The following is a 20,025-nucleotide window of genomic DNA, read 5'->3' on the forward strand; positions in this document are numbered from 1 at the left end:
TGCTTCCCCCCCCCCCCCCCCCACCCCCCCCCCCCCCCCTCCCCCCCCCACCCCCCCCCCCCCCCCCCCCCCCCCCCCCCCCCCCCCCCCCCCCCGGCGCCGGTTCAGTGCGCCACCGGCGTGAACTGCACCGGGAGCGAGGTCAGACCGCGCATCCAGATGGACGGGCGCCAGGTCAACTCGTGCGGCTCCACCGCGAGGACGAGGTCGGGCAGCCGCTCCAGGAGCGTCTCGACCGCGGTCCTCGCGATGACGTCGGCGAGCAGCGGAGCCGGGTAGGGGCAGCGGTGCTCGCCGTGGCTGAAGGAGAGGTGCGCGGAGTTCTCCGGGCCGACGTGCGACTCCGGCCAGATCTGCGGGTCGGTGTTGGCCGCGGCGAGGCCGAGCACCAGACAGTCGCCCGCCCGGATCTGCCGCCCCCCGAGCTGGGTGTCGCGCACCGCCCAGCGGCCGATGAAGTTCTGGGTCGGGGTGTCGAGCCACAACACCTCGTTGAGCGCCTCGCCCACACTCAGCCGCCCACCGGACACGTTCAGCGCGAACCGCTCGTCGGTCAGCATCAACCGCAGCGTGTTGCAGATCCAGTTGGCCGTCGGCTGCTGCGCCGCGGCGATGACGGAGATCAGGTCCTGGACGATCTCCTCGTCGGTGAGGCCCGCCGGATGCTGCAGCATCCGCGAGGTGATGTCGGCGCCCGGCCTCTCCCGCTTCTCCTTGACCAGGAGCTGGATGCGCTCCCCGACGCGCGTGTACGCCGCCACGGGGTCGTCGCCCTCGTGCGCGTCGAGCGAGATCCGCAGATCCTCCACGAGCTGCTGCGTGTCCGTGCTCGCGTCCGGCATGCCGCACATCTGCACCGCGGCGATCATGGGCAGGGCGTGCGCGTACGCGTCCATCAGCTCGGCCTGGCCGCTGCCGGCGAACGTGGCGATGAGCCGGTCGGCGATCCGGGCGCTGTCCCGGGCCAGTTCGAACTGGTCGACCCCCTCAAGTGCCTCGGTGATCACCCCGGCCCGCCGTTGGTGCTCCGCGCCCTCGGTGAACAGGACCGACGGCTGATAGCCGACGAACGGCATCAGCGGCCAGTCGGCGGGAATGTTCTCCCACTGGTTCCAGCGGCGTGAGTCGCGGGCGAACAGCTCGTCGTGGCCCGTCACATAGCTGACCTCGGAGTAGCCGAGGACCAGCCAGGCGGGCACGTCCCCGTCGAGGAGCACCGGCGCGACAGCACCGTGCTCCCTGCGCAGGCTGCGGTAGAGCTGCGAGGGCGTCTGCTGGTACTCGAGACCGCCCAGGCGCACCGAGCCCGCGTCCCCGCCCCCGCCCGCGTGGGCGGGGCATCCCGGCGGAGCACTCTGCTCGAAAGGGGATCCGGTCGGCTCGGTCACGGTGTCATCTCCTGGGCCATGGCCAGCGCGTACAGGTGGTCCACGAGGGTGATCAGGACGTCCTTGCCCGACGACCTCACCCGTGCGTCGCAGTCGATCAGGGGCACATGGCCGGGCAGCGCGAGGGCCTGGCGGATCTCATCGAGCGAGTGGGCGGCGCCGTCGTCGTCGAACCGGTTGACGGCCACCACGAACGGCGTTTTGTGGTGCTCGAGCCGGTCGATGGCGTACCAGGAGTCGTCCATCCGCCGCGTGTCGACCAGGACGACCGCGCCGAGTGTGCCGGAGAAGAGCCGGTCCCACAGGAACCAGAAGCGCTCCTGCCCGGGCGCGCCGAACAGATAGAGCACCACACGCTCGTTGAGGCTGATCCGGCCGAAGTCGAACGCCACCGTCGTCGTGGTCTTGGCGGCCACGTCGGACGTCTCGTCGACGCCTATGCCGGCCTGCGTCATCACCTCTTCGGTGTTCAGCGGCCGGATCTCGCTGACCGACCGGACCAGCGTGGTCTTGCCGACCCCGAAGCCACCGACGACGACTATCTTCAGGCCGGTCTCGGCAGTATCGGACAGGGGCGTACGGGAGGGCAGCTCAGATGTTGCGGAGCCCATGGAGCACCTCCTTGAGAAGGGCGGAATCGGGGATCGAGGCGGCCGCACCGGCCGCGCGGGGATGGCGGGCGGTGATCCGGCTCATGGCGAGCAGGTCACCCAGCAGGATCCGCACCACCGTGATCGGCAGCTTCATCTCCGCGGCGATCTCCACCACGGCCGTCGGATGCCGGCAGAGTTCGAGGATCCGTACGTGCTCCGACTGCATCCCCGCAGTGGGCTCGCACTCGCTCACCACCAGAGTGACCAGGTCGAACGAATCGTCGTCGGCGCGGCTGCGGCCACCGGTGACCGTGTAGAGGCGGTCCGGATCACCGATGTCCACCGGCTTGCGCGGCGTCACGAGGAGCCGCTTCCCTCGGTCTGACCACGCGGTTCGGCGCGCAGGTGCTCACCGATCTGCTCGACCAGTTCGGTCATCTGATGGCCCACCACACCGGGGTCCGCGCCGTCTTCCGCCACGACCGCCAGGTGCGCCCCCTGGCCGGCTTCGACGATGAAGAGCAGCCCGCCGTGGAATTCGGTCATGGAGTGCCGGACGCCGCCGGTTCCGTCACCGAACTCCATGGAGGCACCTTGGGCCAGTGCCTGGATGCCGGAGCAGATCGCCGCCAGCTGGTCAGCCTGGTCGAGCGTCAGATGCTCGCTCCAGCACAGCTTCAGGCCGTCCCGCGAGAGCACCAGGGCGTGCCGCGTACCGGGGGTGCGCTTGAGGAGGCTCTGCAGGAGCCAGGTCAGGCTGTTGTCAGTGGTCTGCATGGTAGGTGGGGCGAGATGAGCCGGGTCTCCGGTCACCTGCCCGTCCCTCCAATCTCACGATCTCGAGCGGGGAAGGGGGCGCCAGAGCCCGGGCGCCATGCGGGAGGCTTCGGTCTACTCGGCGGGCGGCGGCCCGGAATCGGCGGGGAAATCGGGTTCCGCGGGGGAGCCGGGCACATCGCCCGTCGCCCGCCGCGCACGGTGGAAGGCACCGAAGCGGGAACCGGCGTCACGCGGCGGCAGCCCCGCCTCGCCGGAGAGCGTCCCGGACCCCGCCGATGAGGCGGCGTCCGAAGCAGCCCTGCGCTGCTGCCGCTCACGCTCCGCCTCGGCCATGGTGCGGCCGGGGGCGCGCACGGGCAGGCCGTTGGTCGTGGCGGCGGGGCCGGCGTGCGCCGGGCGGGGGACGGCGTCCGTGCCGGCCGCGGGCGGCAGGGGAGCCGCGGGCGGCTCCGGGGCGGCGGGCGGCTCCGGGGCGGCGGGGAACTCCGGCGCGGGCTGGGCGACCGGGACAGCCGGGGCCTCAGTGGCCATCGGTGCGGGCGCTTCCGGGGGCGTCGGGGCCGCCAGGGGCGTCGGCTCGACGCTCCGGGGGGCGAGCTGCTGCGGAGCGGGATCGCGCTGCTGGGCCAGGAGCTGAAGGGGCAGGAGCACCACGACACCCGTGCCGCCGCGCGACGACGGACGGAAGTTGATGCTCATGCCGTACTTGGCGGCCAGCCGCCCGACCACGGCGAGGCCGAGGCGGGTGCCTTGCAGCGAGGCCAGGTCCGTCACCTGTCCGGAGACCGACTCCTCCGCGCGGCGCATCGCCGCGTCGGCCATCTTCAGGCCGCTGTCCTCGATCGTCACGACGATCCCGGCGCTGCGCTCCTCCACATAGACGTGCACCTCGTCGATGGGCGGTGAGAAGTTCGCCGCGTTGTCCATGAGCTCGGCGAGCACGTGCATGACGCCCTCCGCCGCGAACCCGGCGATCGCCACGGTCGTCGAGCAGTGCAGCCGTACACGCTGGTACGCGGAGATCCGGCCCACCGCACCCCGCAGGATGCTCTCCATGACGATCGGCTTGTTCCAGGCGCGGCTGGAGCGGCCGCCCATCAGCAGGGCCAGACGGTCGGTCATGAGACCCAGCTGGGAGGTGCTGTGGTCGAGGCGGAGCAGGTCGCCGAAGACCTCGACGCCGTGCCGCTCCTGCATGTCCCGCAGGTCGGCCAGCATGCCCACGGACTTGGCCTGCACCCGGCTCAGCGCCTTGGCGGAGGCGGCCTGCGCGGCCGCGGCGCGCCGCTCGCTGTAGGCGATCTCCCGTACGAACGACTCGGCGGGCAGCCGCAGCAGGGGATTGCGCGGCCAGTCGAGGCCGGCAAGGACCGTGTCCGCGGACGAGCCCTCGCGCAGCCGCTCGATCGCGGTGGGCAGCGTCACCGTCGTCAGCTGCTCCAACTCCGCGGCGGCCTGCGCCATTTGCCCCCGGGCCTGATCGCGTCCGGACTCGGCGGCGGCGGCGTGCCGTACCGTTTCCTCCACCACGGACGCGAACACGTGAATCACCTGGCGCAGTTGCGGGTCCGACGGCGGCGCCGTCTGCGCCAAGGTCTCGGCCGCGCCGGATCCGTCGCGCAGCCGCTTCACGACGGTCGGCAGCGTGACGTTCACCAGATGCGCGGACTCGGCGCCCTGGCGGGCCAACTGGGCCTTGAGGGCACTGGCCTCGGCGTGGTCGGCGGCGGCAGCCGCGCGGACCCGCCGGACGAGCAGCGAACCGGTCACGAGGGCGATCGCCAGACAGAGCCAGCCGGTCACGACCGAAGCCACGGTCCAGACGCGGGCGCTGTCCGGTGCCATGACACCGGCGGCGGCGCCGGCCGCGGCGGTCACCACAAGGACGATCAGAGGCGCGGCCGACGCGCGCTGCCGCGCCTTCGCTATTCGGTGCGGGCTGGGAGGAGCAGGCACGGGCATTCAGCGGTTCCTCGGTCCTTTGAGTGCAGGTAAGCAACGAGCCGACCGACTACGCATCGGCCGCTGGCCCGGCGGAAACACCAAAGAGGACGGCGATCTTCCGGGCCACGCTTCGCGCCATGCTAGTCATCCCGCGAGGCGCGGATGACAGAGAACCGGAATAGTCCCCTCATGAGAGGACTCCGTCGTGTTCTCGCCCCTCGAACATGACTCCGTGGTAGTGGAGTTCGACTCTACGGCCATGATCATACGGCGGATCAGACGGTCGCCGACCTCTTGGCGACCTGTCAGTTCCTACCAGAGGCGGGCCGACGCCGGTTGAGGCGGGCAGGGCGGGGCACTCGGACAGCCGCCGGGTGGTCGGCCGAGACGCCCACCCTCTATGGCCGACGACAGCGGACAGATGAGGAACTCCATGGCTGTGAAGAAGACCACCGTTCTCGTTCTTGATTGTGCGCAGCCCGAGGAGCTCGCGGAGTTCTACGCGGGGTTGCTCGGCGGCACGGCGGGCCTGAGCAACGATCCCGACTACGTCGAGGTCTCCGACGGGCAGGGCATCCGCCTCGCGGTCCACCGGGACTACGGATACGCGCCTCCGAGCTGGCCCAAGCCGGAGGACTCGCAGCAGGCGCACTTGAGGATCCTGGTGGACCGCGGCGACATGGACGAGGCGGAGCGCGAGGCCATAGGTCTGGGCGCCCGGCCCGTGGACACCAAGGACAACTCAGGACCCCGGGACACCCGGACCTACAGCGACCCGGCGGGGCACTCGTTCACCCTGGCGGTGTCGGTCGACTGATCGCCGACTGATCGCCGACTGGTCGAAGCCCCGCAGAGCCGCCGGCCGCCGCGCGGCCCCGACGACTTCTGCTCAGCAGGGCTCAGCCGGAGGGCTCGTCCGGCACCGGCTGGTCCTGGCGCACGCCACCCGTGTGCGGTGCGCCGCGCCGGCCGGTGCCCGCCTCGTCCGTGTCCGGTACGTCGTCGTCGGCGTCCGGGGCGTTGCCGGTGGTGGCCGACGCGTCGTCCGGCTCCCAGTGGTCCTCCTCGTCCGTCGCCTGCTGATCGGGCGGATCCCTGGGAACGGGCGTCTCGACCTCGCCCCGGGTCTCGGGCTGTTCCTTGCTCACGGTGTTCCTCCCGTGTCTCGTCACTTTCGTTCCGCGCGTACTCACGGCGGATTCCGGGCGCGGGGCCCGGTTACCCGCCGATGTCGCGCCAACACCTCGTACGGGTTCACGGTGGACCGCGGACGTCGTCTCGGCCACACGAGCGGGCCGAGGCGGCCAGGCGGCGGCGGTCATCGCCGCGAGCAGACCCCAGACCGGTACGAAACTGTCGGCGAGGTCCTTGAGCAGGCCGAGCACGGGCGGCATCACCAGGATGGCGATCTGATCGACGGACATGGCCAGACCCAGAGCGAACCCCACCCGGTCCGGCGGCACCGATTCGGTCACGTGGGTGACCCAGGGGCCGTACCAGCCGAACCCGAAGAAACCGAAGAAGCCGAGCGTGCGGCAGGCGGTCGCCGGCGAGCGGCCAAGGGGCGTCATCAGCCGGAGCCGGTCGCGGCGATGCCGAGGACGAACCACCGGTACCGCCACGCGTTGTGCGCCGGTCTTTCGAGGGCCGTCACGGGCGCCAGTACAGGGCGGGATCGGGATGGTCGACGAAGCCGAGGTCCCGATAGAGCGGATCGCCCTCGGCGGAGGCGTACAAGTCCACCCGGGCCACGTCACGTTCCCGGAACCAGTCGAGCAGGCCCCGCATGAGCGAGCGGCTGTGCCCGCGCCGCCGGTGCGCCGGGTCGGTGACCACGCCGATCACGAGCCCGACCCGGCCGTTGCGAAGGTGCGGCCCCGGCAGCCGTTGCTCGACCGAGCCGATGGCGCACGCGGCAAGACCCTCATCTGCGTCCACGACGAGGATCCGCATGTCCTCCGTGTCCAACTGGCCCTTGAGGACCACGGCCAGGGCGTCCCGCCAGCTGCTGTCTCCCGATTCCTCTGCTTCCTCTGGGTGCTCTGCTTCCTCCGATTTCCTCGATCCTTCCGATGACGGGTTGAAGTATTCGCCGCCGAGCGTCTCGAACAGCAGCGCCCGCAGACGTACGAGCTCCGCGATGTCGGCCTGCGTCGACTGCCGTATGTCGGTGTGGTCACCGGTGCGTTGTGACATGCCGGTCAGCCTGATGTAATGGTCTTATGCAGCTCAACCCTTACGGCGAGGAGGTCGTGAACCTGGCCGCCGACCTCGCCAACCGGCGCCCGGAGAGCGCCGTCGAACTCGCGGACCGCTGCCGCGCCGCCGGACTCGTTCTGGAACGGCCCGTCACGCCGGAGGACCTCGACGGCACCCAGGACGCACTGGAGGCGTGGGAGAAGGTCGTCGACGCGGACGGCGAGGACGAGCGCGCCGAGCTGCTCAACCGGATGCTGGCGGCATCCGCCGCCTATCCGCGCCTCACCGACCACGCGGGCTCGGGCTGGCACCTGCACTACCGCGACGACCGGCAGCCGCTGGGCGCCCTGCTGTTCCAGCTGATCTCCGTCGGCACGGCCCTGCACCTGGCGGGCCGGGGCATGCACCGGCTCCGGCGGTGCGCCGTGACCGAATGCGCCATGATCTTCGCCGACACCTCCCGCACCGGGCGGCAGCGCTACTGCTCCCAGCGGTGCGCCAACCGCGACGCGGTCCGCCGGCACCGCGCGCGCTCCACCGGTCAAGGGGAGGGCCGGGGGGAGGGGCGAAGGGGCTGAATCCGGCCCCGGACAAGGGGGCCTGACCCTGTTTTCCGGCCGGACTTCTGGTATTCACTCCTGGGATCGATCGCCGTCCGCGCGCTCGCGTTCGCTGCGGTGTACCAACGCGACCTAGGAGTTTCCGTGGCCCTCGCACGCCGTCCGTTCAGCGCCGCAGTGAAGGTGTCGGTGGTCGCCGTCGCCGCGACGGGTCTTCTCGCCCCCGGCGTCGTCGTCGACCGCTACGGCGACACCGCGGCCGCCGCCGCTCCAACTGCCGCTGTTCCCCGGCCGATCGCCGACTGGCGGCACGACCGCCTCGCCTCCGGGGTCGACTTGTACCAGGGGAGCGTCTCGGGCCGTCCCGGCAGCGATCACTGGACGGTCACGGTGCGCGCGAACGGCGCTCACCTCGCCGCCGACAAGGACGCGGACGCGCTGGCCCGGCGGGTGCGCGGCGCCGGGTTCAGCCCGCGCGTCGAGCCGGTCGCGTGGCCGCGGGGCTCCGACCGGCACGGGGTGATCGGGGTGCGGGTCCGGGTGGGGGAGTACGGCGCACGGACCGATGCCGACGCCGGGCGCAAGGCCCTGACCGCAGCCGGGTTCGACGCGGTGAGCGAGTGGACCGGCGCCGACGGCGTGCCCGGCACCGGAGTCGCCCGGGTCAAGGTGGCGATCGTCGACCCGATGCGCTATCGCGGGGCGCTGAAGGGAACGTACGGAAAGGGCGTCGCGGGCCGTGAGCCGGTGAGTGGGATGGCCGCGCGCGGCGACGCCCTGCTCGGTGTCAACGCGGGCTTCTTCGTCATGGAGGGCAAGGACGGTGTGCCGGGCGCGGCGGCAGGCATCGCCGCGTACGACGGGGAGCTGCAGAGCGCGGCGACCGACGGCCGGATCGCGGCGGTGCTGCGGGGCGACGGCCTGCGTCCGCGGTTCGAGAAGCTCAGCACGGAGCTCCGGGTCCGCGCGGGCGGCGCGTCCGAGGTCGTGGACGGCGTCAACCGCGTTCCGGGCCTGGTGCGCAACTGCGGCGGTGTCGGCGGCGACGCCCCGACCCAGCGGCCGCAGCACGATGTGACCTGCACCGACCCCGCCGAGATCGTGAAGTTCACCGACGAACTCGGCGCGGACACTCCGGCGGGCGACGGGGTGGAGGCGGTCCTCGACGCGAGTGGACACGTACGGGAGGTGCGTCCGCGCGGCGGCGCCGTGCCGGAGGGCGGCAGCGTCCTCGCGGGCATCGGCTCCGGTGCCTCCTGGCTGCGTACGCATGCGAAGCCGGGCGGCGCCGTGAAGGTGTCGCAGCGGATCCTGGACGAGCGCGGCCGGGAGCTGAAACCGGGCCCGCACGACGACATCGTCAACGGCGGCCCCGAGCTGGTGCGCGGCGGCGAGGTCGCGGTGAACTACGCCGCCGACGGCATCGAGCACCCCGGTGACCCGTCCTTCGCGTACACCTGGGGCGTCAAGCGCAACCCGCGCATGCTCCTGGGCGTCGACCGGCAGGGCCGCATGCTCCTGGTCGGCGCGGACGGCAGGCAGCCCGGACACAGCGACGGGCTCGGCCTCAACGAAGCCGCGGAGCTGATGAAGTCGCTCGGCGCGGTGCGCGCCATGGCCCTGGACGGCGGTGGTTCCGTCACCATGGCGGTGAACGGCAAGGTGATCAACTCGCCGTCGGACGGTACCGAGCGCGCGGTGGGCGACGCGCTGCTGCTCACGCGCTGATGGTGCCGCTCACCGCACGCGCCGATGGCGCCGCTCACACGATCAACTACGGAACGTGATGGTCGCTACGTTCTGTGACGTACGGAATCGGGGGCGCTTCGTGCGATGACGCGGTCACGAGATATCTTGATGTCGAGCAATGTTGCAGACGTGGAGCGGAGCACCCGGTGACTGACTCGACCATCATCTACACCCAGACTGACGAGGCCCCTGCCCTCGCGACGTATTCGTTCTTGCCGGTGGTCAGGGCCTACGCCTCGACGGCCGGGGTCACTGTGGAGAGCCGTGACATCTCCCTGGCGGGGCGCATCATCGCGCTCTTCCCCGAGTTCCTCGAGGAGAGCCAGCGCATCGACGACGCCCTCGCCGAGCTCGGCGAGCTGGCCAAGACGCCCGGCGCGAACATCATCAAGCTGCCGAACATCTCGGCCTCCATCCCGCAGCTGAAGGCGGCCATCGCCGAGCTCCAGTCGCAGGGCTACGCACTGCCGAACTACCCGGACGACCCGAAGACCGACGCCGAGAAGGACATCGGCGCCCGTTACGACAAGGTCAAGGGCAGCGCCGTCAACCCGGTCCTGCGCGAGGGCAACTCCGACCGCCGCGCCCCGGCCTCGGTGAAGAACTACGCCAAGGCGCACCCGCACCGCATGGGCGCCTGGACGGCCGACTCGAAGACGAACGTCGCCACCATGGGCGTCGACGACTTCCGCTCCACGGAGAAGTCCACGGTCATCTCCGAGGACACCACGCTGCGCATCGAGTTCACGGGCGAGGACGGCAGCACCACCGTGCTGCGTCAGTCCGTACCGGTTCTCGCGGGCGAGGTCGTCGACGCCTCCGTGCTGCGCGTCGGCCCGCTGCGCGAGTTCCTCACCGCCCAGATCGCGAAGGCCAAGGCCGACGGTGTGCTGTTCTCGGTGCACCTGAAGGCCACGATGATGAAGGTCTCCGACCCGATCATCTTCGGCCACGTCGTGCGCGCCTTCTTCCCGAAGACGTTCGCCGCGTACGGCGAGGCGCTCGCCGCCGCGGGCCTGACCCCGAACGACGGTCTCGGCGGGATCCTCAACGGTCTCGACGCACTGCCCGAGGGCGCGCAGATCAAGGCGTCCTTCGAGGCCGAGCTGGCCGAGGGCCCCGAGCTCGCGATGGTCGACTCCGACAAGGGCATCACGAACCTGCACGTGCCGTCGGACGTCATCGTCGACGCCTCCATGCCCGCGATGATCCGTACGTCCGGCCACATGTGGGGCCCGGACGGCGGTGAGCACGACACCCTCGCCGTCCTTCCCGACTCCAGCTACTCCGGCGTGTACCAGGCCGTCATCGACGACTGCCGCGCCAACGGTGCCTTCGACCCGGCGACGATGGGCTCGGTGCCCAACGTCGGCCTCATGGCGCAGAAGGCCGAGGAGTACGGCAGCCACGACAAGACCTTCGAGATCGCCGCGCCCGGCACGGTGCGCGTCCTCGACGCGGCCGGCGACGTCGTCCTGGAGCAGACCGTCGCCACCGGCGACATCTTCCGGATGTGCCAGGCCAAGGACGCCCCGATCCGCGACTGGGTCAAGCTGGCCGTCAACCGTGCCCGCGCGACCGGCTCGCCCGCCGTGTTCTGGCTCGACGAGACCCGCGCGCACGACGCGCAGCTCATCGAGAAGGTCAAGGCGTACCTGCCCGAGCACGACACCGAGGGCCTGCAGATCGAGATCCTGTCGCCGGTGGACGCGACGGCGTTCTCCCTGGAGCGCATCCGCCGCGGCGAGGACACCATCTCGGTCACCGGCAACGTGCTCCGTGACTACCTCACGGACCTGTTCCCGATCCTGGAGCTCGGCACCAGCGCCAAGATGCTCTCCATCGTCCCGCTCATGAACGGCGGCGGCCTCTTCGAGACGGGCGCGGGCGGCTCCGCCCCCAAGCACGTCCAGCAGCTGGTCCGCGAGAACTACCTGCGCTGGGACAGCCTGGGTGAGTTCCTCGCCCTGGCCTCCAGCTTCGAGCACCTCGCGCAGACCACGAACAACGCGAGCGCGCAGGTCCTGGCCGACACCCTCGACCGCGCGACGGCGACCTTCCTGGAGAAGGACAAGTCGCCGACCCGCCGCATCGGCGGCATCGACAACCGTGGCAGCCACTTCTACCTGGCCACGTACTGGGCCCAGGAGCTGGCCAAGCAGACCGCGGACGCCGAGCTCGCCAAGGAGTTCGCCCCGCTGGCCAAGACGCTGGTCGAGCAGGAGCAGACGATCGTCGACGAGCTGAACGCGGTCCAGGGCTCGCCCGCCGACATCGGCGGCTACTACCAGCCCGACCCGGCGAAGGCGGCCTCCGTGATGCGCCCGTCGGCCACGCTGAACAAGGCGCTCGACCTTCTCGGCTGAGTGATCTCGGATTGACGCGGGTCCGCCCCGGTAGCGATGTCGGCTACCGGGGCGGACCCGCGTCCGTGCCCGGAACCGCCCCGCCTAAGAGCACGGAGGCGGCCGCGGTCACCCACGCACGCGTCACCGCCATTCCCTATTACTGAAACGCGTTCTACTGTGTGCGCCGTCAAGCCCGAGCCCGGGTAGCCAGCGAAGCAGGAGGCGCCGTGCACCTCGAATACACGCCTGAGCAGCGGCAGTTGCGCACCGAGCTGCGCACGTACTTCGCCGGGCTGGTGCCCGACAACGCGTACGCCCGGTACGCCGATCCCGCCGCGCAGAAGCGGTTCTACCGGGAGACCATCCGCAGGCTCGGCGCCGACGGCTGGCTCGGCGTCGGCTGGCCCGAGGAGTTCGGCGGGCGCGGGCTGTCGCCGATGGAGCAGTTCATCTTCTTCGACGAGGCCGCGCAGGCCGGCGTCCCGCTGCCCCTGATGGCGCTGAACACCGTCGGTCCGACCCTGATGCGGTTCGGCACCGACGAGCAGAAGACGTACTTCCTGCCGAAGATCCTCTCCGGCGAACTCGACTTCGCGATCGGCTACAGCGAGCCGGACGCGGGCACGGACCTCGCCGCGCTCAAGACGAAGGCGGTCAGGGAGGGCGACGAGGCCACCGGCCATTACACGGTCGACGGACAGAAGATCTGGACCACCAACGGCGACACCGCCGACTGGGTCTGGCTCGCCGTCCGCACCGACCCGGACGCCCCCGCCCACAAGGGCATCACCATGCTCCTCGTGCCGACGTCCGACCCCGGTTACTCCTGCACCATCATCAACACCCTCGCCTCGCACGACACCACGGCGAGCTACTACGAGAACATCCGCGTCCCCGCCTCACGCCGCGTGGGCGAGGAGAACAAGGGCTGGCGGCTCATCACCAACCAGCTCAACCACGAACGCGTCACGCTCGCCGCACACGGCACCATGGCCATCCGCGCCTTCCACAACGTGCAGCGCTGGGCCGCCGACACCAAGCTCGCCGACGGCCGCCGCGTCATCGACCTGGGCTGGGTCCGTCAGCGCCTGGCCAGGACGCACACCAAACTGGACGCGATGAAGCTCCTCAACTGGCAGATGGTGAACGCCGTCCAGGAGGGCACCCTCACCCCCCAGGACGCCTCCGCCGTGAAGGTGTACGGCTCCGAGGCGCGCAGGGACGCGTACGCCTGGCTCATGGAGGTGGTCGGCTCGGCGGGCTCGCTCAAGGAGGGCTCCGCGGGCGCGGTGCTGCACGGAGAGCTGGAACGCGGCTATCGCAGCGCCGTCATCTTCACCTTCGGCGGCGGCAACAACGAGATCCAGCGCGAGATCATCTCCTGGATCGGCCTCGGGATGCCGCGCGTGCGTCGCTGACGCCGTGTCACGAGGATCAGGCGCTGCTCAGGTTGTCGCGCAGGGCGATGCTGACGGTGATGCACTTGCCGCCCGTCTCCTTTCGCGCCTCGAAACGCTGGGCCACGGCCAGCACGATCTCCAGTCCGTGCTGCCCCACCCGGCCCGTGTCGGCGGCGCGGGCCCTCGGCAGGACGGGCCCGGAGTCCCGCACCGCCACCTCGACCGCCCCGGCGGTGATCCGCAGGTTCACCAGGACGGGACCGGGCGCGTACTTGAGGGAGTTGGTCACCAACTCGCTGATGACCAGCTGCGTCAGATCCGTGGCGCGCCGCGAGACCGTAAGGCCGTGATCGGCCTGCATCCGAGCGAGGAAGCCGGCCGCCAGATGCCGCGCCTGAGCGATGCACGTGCCGGTCCCGTCCAGCTCGAAGGCGAACTCGGCGAACTCGGTGGTCTCTGCGGTCTCCGCGGCCGGTTCGTCCGGCGCCGTGCCGTCGTCACCCACGGCCCCGCCTTTCCCTACGTAATCCCCGATTGACCGGGCATCATGTGTACGTTACCGCCGGCACGACACACGAGGCTCCGAATGTGCAAGCATCGTCAGCATGGCTGAGGAACGAATGGCTAGCAGTGAACGAGCCCAGCAGACTGATCAGTTCTCAGTCGTGTCCACGCCTCTCGACGACGTCACCGTCCTGACACTCGCCGGTGAGATCGACCTGGACACCAGTGCCCACGTACGCCAAGCGCTCGAAGCCGTCGGCGCGCACGGTACCCGCGTCGTCATCGATCTGCGACGGGTCACCTTCATCGACTCCAGCGGCATCAACGTCTTCATCGCCGGCCACCGGGCTCTCGTCGAGGCCGGCGGCCGGCTGTGTCTCGCCGCCCCCTCGGAGTGCGTGGCCCGGACCCTGGAGATCGTCGGTATCGACACCCTCATCGACATCTGCCCCACACTCGGCGAGGCCCTCGACAGGTGACCCCTCCTCCGACCACCCCTCATCGGCCCGGCCGTTCATGAACCGTGCAGATCCGCGGCGAGCAACGCGATGTCGTCGTCCTTGCCCCTCCCGAACGTGTCCAGAAGATGGTCGCTGAGGTCCTGCAGCCCGGCCGGACCAGCCGTGACCGCCTTCATGAAGGCGTCGAGCGTGGTGTTCAGCGACGTGTTGCGCACTTCGACCAGGCCGTCGGTGACGAGCAGCAGCCGGGTGCCCGGTGGTGCGGACAGGGCCGTCGGGGCCGGGTGAGGGGCACGCAGTCCCAGTATCGGTCCGTGCGGAGTGTGGAAGCGCGCGTGGCCTTCCGGGCTGATGACGAGCGGGGGGATGTGCCCGGCGTTGGCGACCTGCAGACGCCGCCCCCCGGGCTCGACGAGGACCAGGCAGAGGGAGGCGGTCACGGTCGGTTGTGAGTGGGCCAGGAGGGTTTCGAGTCGGTTGAGCACGTGCTGCGGCGGGTGTCCCTCGATGGCGTAGGCGCGCAGCGCGTGGCGCAACTCGCCCATCACGGTGGCCGCGCCGAGCGAGTGGCCCAGCACATCCCCTATCGCCAGCAACAGGCCGTCGGCGGTAGGGATCGCCTCGTAGAAATCGCCGCCGATCTCCGCGTTCTCGGAGGCGGGCAGATAGCGGAAGGCCAAGTCGATGCCGTCGACGGTGGGGAGGTCGCTCGGCAGGAACGAGCGTTGCAGGGCGAGGGCGAGCGTGTGTTCCTCGTTGTACGTTCTCAGCGCTTCGAGGGCCAGCGCGCAGGCGTGGGCCAGCTGTTGGAGAAGATGCTCGTCATCCGTCCCGGCGAGCGCGTCGCAGGGGACGGCGAGACAGACAGGGGGGCGGCCGCGCTTGGTCCGCGCCACCGCCATGGCGATGTTCCCGCCGAGGTGGTCCGCGCTGAGCAGCGTCTGCCACTGTCCCCGCGAGATCCGGGCGACCGTCGCACCGGTCCCGTCGCCCAGGCTCCGCTGGAGCAGCCGGTCGAGTACGTCCGGCCGCGCCGCGTACGTTCGGGTCGGCGCGTCAGGGCCGGTGCTCGCGCTGTGGACCGCCTGCCCTTCGGGCGAGAGGAAGACCGCGCTGGCCGGGGACGACAGCAGACGGGCTGCGCCCCCGGTGGCCGCGGAGGCGAACGAGTGGAAGCCCATGGCGCTGTAGACGGACATGGTCGCCTGGTTGAGAGTGAGGAGCCGCTGCGCGAGTTGCTCCGCGCGGCGCCGTGCTCGGGCGTAGCGCAGCGTGGCCGTGACCGTGGCGAGCAACTCGCCCGGATCGAGGGGCTGGTTGAGGTAGGCGTCCGCGCCTCGCTGAAGCCCTTCGGCGTGATCCTCCGCGCTGACCGCCGACGCGGAGATGTGAATGACGGGCAGGGCGGCCGTGCGGGCGTTGCCCTTGATCTTCTCGCTCAGCTCGAAGCCGTTCATGTCCGGCAGGCGCACGTCCACGATGGCGATCTCCGGCAGGGGGAGGCCGTCCGTGGCGAGATGCCTGATGCCCTCGCCCGCGTTCTTGGCGCCGATCACGACGTGCCCCGCACGCTCCAGCCAGCTGGTGAGGAGGTACAGGTTGGTCTCGCTGTCCTCGACGACCAGGATGGTGGCGGGAGCGGCATCCTGAGAGCTGTCGGTCACTGTGTGCCTCCGCCGGTTTCCTCGCCGCGCCCGTCCGGTCCGTGCACCGGGACGAGCACCTCCACGCGTGTGCCGACCCCGAGGGTGCTGGTGAGGTCGAGAGTGCCCCCGAGGAGTTCGGTGAGGGTGCGGGCGTAGGGCAGCCCGAGCCCGGTCCCCGCATGCCCGCTCTGATGGGGGCCTCGGACCTGGTAGAACTCCTCGAAGACTCGGCTGAGTTCCTCCGCCGGGATACCGACTCCCGTGTCGGTGATCGTGACGCGGAGCGACGGCGACGACTGGTCTTCGCTCATGCCGACGTCCAGCCGCACTTCACCCTCGTCGGTGAACTTGCAGGCGTTGGACATCAGGTTGCGCAGGACGTGGGTCAGGAGTTCCTCGTCCGTGATCACCGTGGGGAGGTTCCGCAGGTCCGGGGTGACGAGGGAGACACCCCTGCCTCCGTAGGTGCCCTCGAAAGTAGCGCTCAGCTGGGTCACGAGCAGACGCAGGTCGACCGGGGCGCGCTGGACGTCGAGCAGACCCGATTCGGCTTTGACGACGTCCAGCAGATCACTGACGAGGGACAGGACCGTCTGCCCCGACGCCTCGATCAACGTGATCTGCTGTCGTTGTTCGGGCGACACCGGCTCCGAACCGGGGTCGAGCAACAGGCGGGCCAGGGCGACGACGGAATTGATCGGTGCGCGCAGTTCGTGGCTGATGTTCGTCCAGAACCGCGTCTTCGCCTCGCTTGCCTCTCGGAGCTGTCGGGACTTCCCGTCCAGTTCCGAATGCAGGGCGAGCACACCGATGTTGGTGGTCTCGAGTTCCTTGGTGAGCTCCGAGTAGAGGGCGAGTACACCCTGGTTGGTGTCCTGGAGCTCCTTGTTGAGTCTGCGCAGGTCTTCCCGCTGGGCCCGCGTCTCCTCCAGCGTCGCGATCAGATCGCGCGTCTGGGCCCTGAGGAAGTCGGCCTCCGTGGTCGGATCGGCCTGGCCCAGGGCCGTGGCCAGGCGCTCGTCCATCTCGGTGACCGTGGGGTGGTTCACCGGCAGCGGTTGGCGGATGGTGACGCGGCCGTGTGCTCCGTGGGGCTCGTACTCGATCACGACGAGCCTGGAGACCAGTTGCAGGGTCTCGGGCGTCGGCTGCGGACCACGGCCCCATTCGAGCGCCACGACGAGAGCGGGCCGCTCGCCGGACTCGGAACGGAAGGAGATGGTGACCGCGCCGCAGCCGACGCGGTCCCGGCCCAGCTCGCTCAGCGCGGTGGCGAGGCGGACCTGGTCCTGATGTTCCAGACCGAGCGCCGCGGCAGCCCGCTGCGCGGCGCGTCTGAGCCGGAACACGTCCTGCGCCGAGGCAAGGCCGAGGGACGCCGCGGCCCGCGGCCCGTGGCCCGCGACGGCGATTCGGGTCCCGCGGGCCTGCCGGGGAGAGTCAGCAGACACGTCCGTCCCGCCCTTCGCTGTTCACCAGATCCCCTTCACCACCACCACGCTGGCGTCGTCCCGGCGCACACCGGCCTCACGCAACAGCTGCCCGGCCATGACGAGCGGCGCATGGTGGAGAAGCCCGGGGAGAGCCGTGTGATCCCACCGCTCGGTGAGTCCGTCGGAATGCATGGCCAGGGCGCCGCCTTCGGGCAGCGGTTCCTCGAAGGTCCGCAGGCGGCGCATGCTCGCTCCGACGATGCCGGGCACCGAAAGCAGAGTCTTGCGGGCGTCGTGACCGATGAGGAAGCCGCTGATGTTGCCGACGCCGCAGTACCGCACCCGTCGTGCCGCCGGTTCGATCCTGGCGACTGCCGCCGCGCCACCCCGGGTTCCCCGAAGAGCGCGGTGGACCGCTTTCATGATCCCTTCCGGGTCGGTGGCGGGAGTGGCATGGAACGCCTCTACGGCCGCCGCACTGGCACGGGCCGCCAGCGGGCCGTGCCCCAGGCCGTCGCACATCATGACGAGAACGGCGGGGTGGTCGGGGCCAGTTGCTGTGGCTGTGTCGAGTCGGGCACTCCAGGCGTCACCGCAGGTGATCTCCCCACTGATGGGCCGTGTCATACCGGAGACGCACTGCCGCCCGGCCGACAGAGCCGCCGTCACTCCCTGGCCGTCCGCCCGGCGGGACCAGAACTGCGCCGCCATGACCGTTCCCTTCCCGGGCACGGAGTGGACGTCGAAGTGGTCGGCCAGCCTGGCCACGGCTCCGAGCCCGATGCCGAGTGTGCCGGCGCTGGAGGTTCCGTCGGCCAGCGAGGCGGGCACGTCGACCATGCCGGGCCCCGAGTCGACGGTGACGAACTCGACCGCGGCCTCGTCGTTCGTGTGCAGAGTCCGGAGCAGCAGCGCACCGTCCGTGGCATGTCGCTGAATGTTGGTGGCGGCCTCGGTGACGGCTAGGGCGACTTCCGCGGCACGATGCGTGTCGAGACCGACCCTCCGGGCCAACGCGGCCGCCGCTCCGCGCGCCGCGGTCGACAGGGAGGGGCCGTCGCGGAACCAGCTCATGTCCCTGCTGGCCAGAAGGGCCCGGGTGTTCATCGGGCCCACTTGATGATGGTGACCATGGTGCCCACGCCCACCTCTGTCACGAGTTCGAACTCGTCGACGAGGCGGCGGGCGCCACTGAGCCCCAGGCCCAGGCCGGCGCCCGAGGTCCAGCCGTCCGTCATCGCCAGACCCACGTCCTCGATGCCGGGCCCACTGTCCTCGAAGAGCGCCGCGACTCCCTGGCGGCCGTACCTTTCGACGACCCCCGCCCTGACGGCTCCACCACCCCCGTAGACGAGGGTGTTGCGCGCCAGCTCGCTCGCTGCCGTGATCATTTTCGTCTGGTCCACGAGGGAGAGGCGGCACCGCTGCGCCAGGACGCGGATGGTCTGCCTGATGCTCACCACGTCCCTGTTGTGCGTGATGGGGTAGACCTGAGGCGCCTCACCAGGCAGCCAGGGCGCTGTCACGCCTCGCCCGCAGAGGAGGTACGCCGCAGCCGGGCCAGCCCTTTCTCGAGGTCGAGAGCCGTGCTCACTCCGCCCAGCGAAAGTCCGAGTTCGACGAGCGTGATGGCGACGGCGGGCCGCATGCCGACCACCACCGTCTCGGCGTCGAGCATGCGGGAGATGTCCGCGATCGTCGACAGCATGCGCCCGACGAAGGAGTCGACGATCTCCAGCGCCGTGATGTCGATGATGACGCCCTGGGCGGAGCGGTTCACGATCTGCTCGGCCAGGTCCTCCTGCAACTGCAGGACGGTCTGATCCTCCAGGTCGAACTGGATGGACACCACCAACACCTCGCCGATGCGCAGGATCGGTACCCGCTCGGTCACAGCTGCCCGGCCTTGCGGGTGGCCATCTCGACGCCCGACCTCTTCAGGGCCAGCTTGAGCGCGTCCGCGAGGCTCGCCTTGGTGACGATGCCCTCGAACTCGATGCCCAGCGCCACGATCGTCTGCGCGATCTGCGGGCGGATACCGGAGATGGTGCATTCGGCACCCATGAGGCGGGCCGCGACGATGGTCTTCAGCAAGTGCTGGGCCACCTGTGTGTCCACCGCCGGTACACCGGTGATGTCGATGATGGCCTGCTCGGAACCGGTGTCCACCAGCGCCTGAAGCAGCTTCTCCATGACGACCTGGGTCCGCGCGGAGTCCAGCGTGCCCACCAGGGGCACGGCGATGACACCGTCCCACACCCGCACCACGGGCGTGGACAGCTCCATCAGCTGTTCGGCCTGCGCGGAGATGAGCTCCTCGCGGGTCCGTGTGTACGTCTCGATCGTGAACAGGCCAAGGCCGTCCAGTACGCGGCTGAGGCGCCCGAAGGCGCGGATCTCCTCGGTGGACCCGTCCTGGAGCACGGGCTCGAGGACCTGCTTGAGCGCGAATACGCTCATCGCCGTCTCCGTGGGCGAGAAGCCCTGCCGTGCCCTGTTTCTCGACAGCTCCGTCAAGAGGGCTCGCACTTCCGACATCTGTTCCCCGTGCACATCGCCGGCACCCTGGCTCAGTGCCTGCACGAGTGCTTCGTGCAACTCGACCAGCTCACGGCTCAGTTCGGCGACACTCACACGGCCTTTCAGCGTCCCCGAGACCTGCTGCACCCACTCCCCGGTCACGTCCCGCCCCTTGACCGACAGCAACCCCAGCAGGTCGACGGCACTGTCCTGTTCAGTCACGTGACTGCCCCCCGTATTTGTCCTATTTGGTCTCGCGCCGCAGCGTAGGGCACGGCGATATGGCGAGTGGGGCGATCCGGCGAAGCTCACCGGTACGGGTTCCGTCGCGCTGGCCGTCTGTTGCGGCGCGATGTATTGACACGGCCCGAGGGGCGGGGTCAGCATCACTTCCAAGTTAATTAACTATCTAGTGCGTTAACTGCGTGTGTCGGGTGCGCACGCTCGCCACCCGACCCGGCGTTCCCTCCCCACAGCGCCGGCACCCCCGTCCCCCTCTC

General features: G+C 70.3%; 20 protein-coding genes. 6 read left to right on the forward strand and 14 right to left on the reverse strand.

Annotated features, from left to right (window positions below; genetic code table 11):
* Window positions 1-104: 104 nt before the first annotated feature.
* From ACZ5CR_RS34960 to ACZ5CR_RS34980, 5 genes are all read right to left on the reverse strand, one after another.
* On the reverse strand, window positions 105-1,388 hold the full coding sequence (locus ACZ5CR_RS34960) for a cytochrome P450 (protein WP_468865109.1): 1,284 nt from the start codon (window positions 1,386-1,388) through the stop codon (window positions 105-107).
* The gene (locus ACZ5CR_RS34965) at window positions 1,385-1,999 is read right to left on the reverse strand and encodes a GTP-binding protein (RefSeq protein WP_389911428.1); all 615 of its coding nucleotides are present in this window, start codon (window positions 1,997-1,999) and stop codon (window positions 1,385-1,387) included. The genes ACZ5CR_RS34960 and ACZ5CR_RS34965 overlap by 4 nt, the downstream gene beginning before the upstream one ends.
* Window positions 1,980-2,342 (reverse strand): DUF742 domain-containing protein, encoded by a 363-nt coding sequence (locus ACZ5CR_RS34970; RefSeq protein WP_468865112.1) that lies wholly within the window; start codon window positions 2,340-2,342, stop codon window positions 1,980-1,982. Before ACZ5CR_RS34970 ends, ACZ5CR_RS34965 begins: the two co-directional genes overlap by 20 nt.
* Window positions 2,339-2,758 (reverse strand): roadblock/LC7 domain-containing protein, encoded by a 420-nt coding sequence (locus ACZ5CR_RS34975; protein ID WP_383266029.1) that lies wholly within the window; start codon window positions 2,756-2,758, stop codon window positions 2,339-2,341. The genes ACZ5CR_RS34970 and ACZ5CR_RS34975 overlap by 4 nt, the downstream gene beginning before the upstream one ends.
* 114 nt (window positions 2,759-2,872) lie before the next feature.
* Complete coding sequence (locus tag ACZ5CR_RS34980) at window positions 2,873-4,723, reverse strand: sensor histidine kinase (protein ID WP_468865116.1); 1,851 nt, start codon at window positions 4,721-4,723, stop codon at window positions 2,873-2,875.
* A gap of 415 nt (window positions 4,724-5,138) precedes the next feature.
* Here ACZ5CR_RS34980 and ACZ5CR_RS34985 point away from each other — a divergent pair, with 415 nt between their 5' ends.
* The gene (locus tag ACZ5CR_RS34985) at window positions 5,139-5,522 is read left to right on the forward strand and encodes a VOC family protein (protein ID WP_468865118.1); all 384 of its coding nucleotides are present in this window, start codon (window positions 5,139-5,141) and stop codon (window positions 5,520-5,522) included.
* Between the two features lie 82 nt (window positions 5,523-5,604).
* On the opposite strand, the gene ACZ5CR_RS34990 is transcribed toward ACZ5CR_RS34985, so the two are convergent.
* Entirely contained in the window at window positions 5,605-6,276 is a 672-nt protein-coding gene (locus ACZ5CR_RS34990) for a hypothetical protein (protein WP_468865121.1), read from the reverse strand.
* 79 nt (window positions 6,277-6,355) lie between these two features.
* On the reverse strand, window positions 6,356-6,901 hold the full coding sequence (locus ACZ5CR_RS34995; RefSeq protein ID WP_468865123.1) for a GNAT family N-acetyltransferase: 546 nt from the start codon (window positions 6,899-6,901) through the stop codon (window positions 6,356-6,358).
* A gap of 26 nt (window positions 6,902-6,927) precedes the next feature.
* On the opposite strand from ACZ5CR_RS34995, the gene ACZ5CR_RS35000 reads away from it, so the two are divergent.
* From ACZ5CR_RS35000 to ACZ5CR_RS35015, 4 genes are all read left to right on the forward strand, one after another.
* Entirely contained in the window at window positions 6,928-7,482 is a 555-nt protein-coding gene (locus ACZ5CR_RS35000; protein ID WP_468865126.1) for a CGNR zinc finger domain-containing protein, read from the forward strand.
* Between the two features lie 126 nt (window positions 7,483-7,608).
* Window positions 7,609-9,192 carry a phosphodiester glycosidase family protein gene (locus ACZ5CR_RS35005; protein WP_468865128.1) on the forward strand — a complete coding sequence of 528 codons (1,584 nt, stop codon included), beginning with the start codon at window positions 7,609-7,611 and terminating at the stop codon, window positions 9,190-9,192.
* A gap of 167 nt (window positions 9,193-9,359) precedes the next feature.
* On the forward strand, window positions 9,360-11,579 hold the full coding sequence (locus tag ACZ5CR_RS35010) for an NADP-dependent isocitrate dehydrogenase (RefSeq protein WP_468865130.1): 2,220 nt from the start codon (window positions 9,360-9,362) through the stop codon (window positions 11,577-11,579).
* Between the two features lie 209 nt (window positions 11,580-11,788).
* Entirely contained in the window at window positions 11,789-12,979 is a 1,191-nt protein-coding gene (locus tag ACZ5CR_RS35015) for an acyl-CoA dehydrogenase family protein (protein WP_468865132.1), read from the forward strand.
* 16 nt (window positions 12,980-12,995) lie between these two features.
* Here the strand turns inward: ACZ5CR_RS35015 and ACZ5CR_RS35020 are convergent, their stop codons facing one another.
* The gene (locus ACZ5CR_RS35020; RefSeq protein ID WP_468865135.1) at window positions 12,996-13,466 is read right to left on the reverse strand and encodes an ATP-binding protein; all 471 of its coding nucleotides are present in this window, start codon (window positions 13,464-13,466) and stop codon (window positions 12,996-12,998) included.
* Window positions 13,467-13,626: 160 nt separating this feature from the next.
* Here ACZ5CR_RS35020 and ACZ5CR_RS35025 point away from each other — a divergent pair, with 160 nt between their 5' ends.
* Window positions 13,627-13,944 (forward strand): STAS domain-containing protein, encoded by a 318-nt coding sequence (locus ACZ5CR_RS35025; protein WP_468865137.1) that lies wholly within the window; start codon window positions 13,627-13,629, stop codon window positions 13,942-13,944.
* A 35-nt stretch (window positions 13,945-13,979) separates the two neighbouring features.
* On the opposite strand, the gene ACZ5CR_RS35030 is transcribed toward ACZ5CR_RS35025, so the two are convergent.
* The 6 genes from ACZ5CR_RS35030 to ACZ5CR_RS35055 are packed head-to-tail and all read right to left on the reverse strand — an operon-like array spanning window position 13,980 to window position 19,747.
* The gene (locus ACZ5CR_RS35030; RefSeq protein WP_468865139.1) at window positions 13,980-15,590 is read right to left on the reverse strand and encodes a SpoIIE family protein phosphatase; all 1,611 of its coding nucleotides are present in this window, start codon (window positions 15,588-15,590) and stop codon (window positions 13,980-13,982) included.
* A complete protein-coding gene (locus tag ACZ5CR_RS35035; protein ID WP_468865239.1) occupies window positions 15,587-16,984 on the reverse strand; it encodes a sensor histidine kinase in 1,398 nt (465 codons plus the stop codon). Before ACZ5CR_RS35035 ends, ACZ5CR_RS35030 begins: the two co-directional genes overlap by 4 nt.
* Window positions 16,985-17,044: 60 nt before the next feature.
* On the reverse strand, window positions 17,045-18,112 hold the full coding sequence (locus ACZ5CR_RS35040; RefSeq protein ID WP_468865142.1) for an ATP-binding protein: 1,068 nt from the start codon (window positions 18,110-18,112) through the stop codon (window positions 17,045-17,047).
* Window positions 18,109-18,516 (reverse strand): ATP-binding protein, encoded by a 408-nt coding sequence (locus ACZ5CR_RS35045; RefSeq protein ID WP_468865241.1) that lies wholly within the window; start codon window positions 18,514-18,516, stop codon window positions 18,109-18,111. The genes ACZ5CR_RS35040 and ACZ5CR_RS35045 overlap by 4 nt, the downstream gene beginning before the upstream one ends.
* Before the next feature lie 11 nt (window positions 18,517-18,527).
* Window positions 18,528-18,899 carry an STAS domain-containing protein gene (locus ACZ5CR_RS35050; protein WP_468865144.1) on the reverse strand — a complete coding sequence of 124 codons (372 nt, stop codon included), beginning with the start codon at window positions 18,897-18,899 and terminating at the stop codon, window positions 18,528-18,530.
* Complete coding sequence (locus ACZ5CR_RS35055; RefSeq protein WP_468865146.1) at window positions 18,896-19,747, reverse strand: STAS domain-containing protein; 852 nt, start codon at window positions 19,745-19,747, stop codon at window positions 18,896-18,898. Before ACZ5CR_RS35055 ends, ACZ5CR_RS35050 begins: the two co-directional genes overlap by 4 nt.
* Window positions 19,748-20,025: the final 278 nt, after the last annotated feature.

The organism is Streptomyces sp. NPDC031274 (assembly GCF_055570235.1).

What these genes read in the sequence shown, in the direction of transcription:
- ACZ5CR_RS34965 (WP_389911428.1), bottom strand. Translation starts at nt 1,999, where the DNA reads ATGGGCTCCGCAACATCTGAGCTGCCCTCCCGTACGCCCCTGTCCGAT.
- ACZ5CR_RS34975 (WP_383266029.1), bottom strand. Translation starts at nt 2,758, where the DNA reads ATGCAGACCACTGACAACAGCCTGACCTGGCTCCTGCAGAGCCTCCTC.
- ACZ5CR_RS34980 (WP_468865116.1), bottom strand. Translation starts at nt 4,723, where the DNA reads ATGCCCGTGCCTGCTCCTCCCAGCCCGCACCGAATAGCGAAGGCGCGG.
- ACZ5CR_RS34985 (WP_468865118.1), top strand. Translation starts at nt 5,139, where the DNA reads ATGGCTGTGAAGAAGACCACCGTTCTCGTTCTTGATTGTGCGCAGCCC.
- ACZ5CR_RS34990 (WP_468865121.1), bottom strand. Translation starts at nt 6,276, where the DNA reads ATGACGCCCCTTGGCCGCTCGCCGGCGACCGCCTGCCGCACGCTCGGC.
- ACZ5CR_RS34995 (WP_468865123.1), bottom strand. Translation starts at nt 6,901, where the DNA reads ATGTCACAACGCACCGGTGACCACACCGACATACGGCAGTCGACGCAG.
- ACZ5CR_RS35000 (WP_468865126.1), top strand. Translation starts at nt 6,928, where the DNA reads ATGCAGCTCAACCCTTACGGCGAGGAGGTCGTGAACCTGGCCGCCGAC.
- ACZ5CR_RS35040 (WP_468865142.1), bottom strand. Translation starts at nt 18,112, where the DNA reads ATGAACACCCGGGCCCTTCTGGCCAGCAGGGACATGAGCTGGTTCCGC.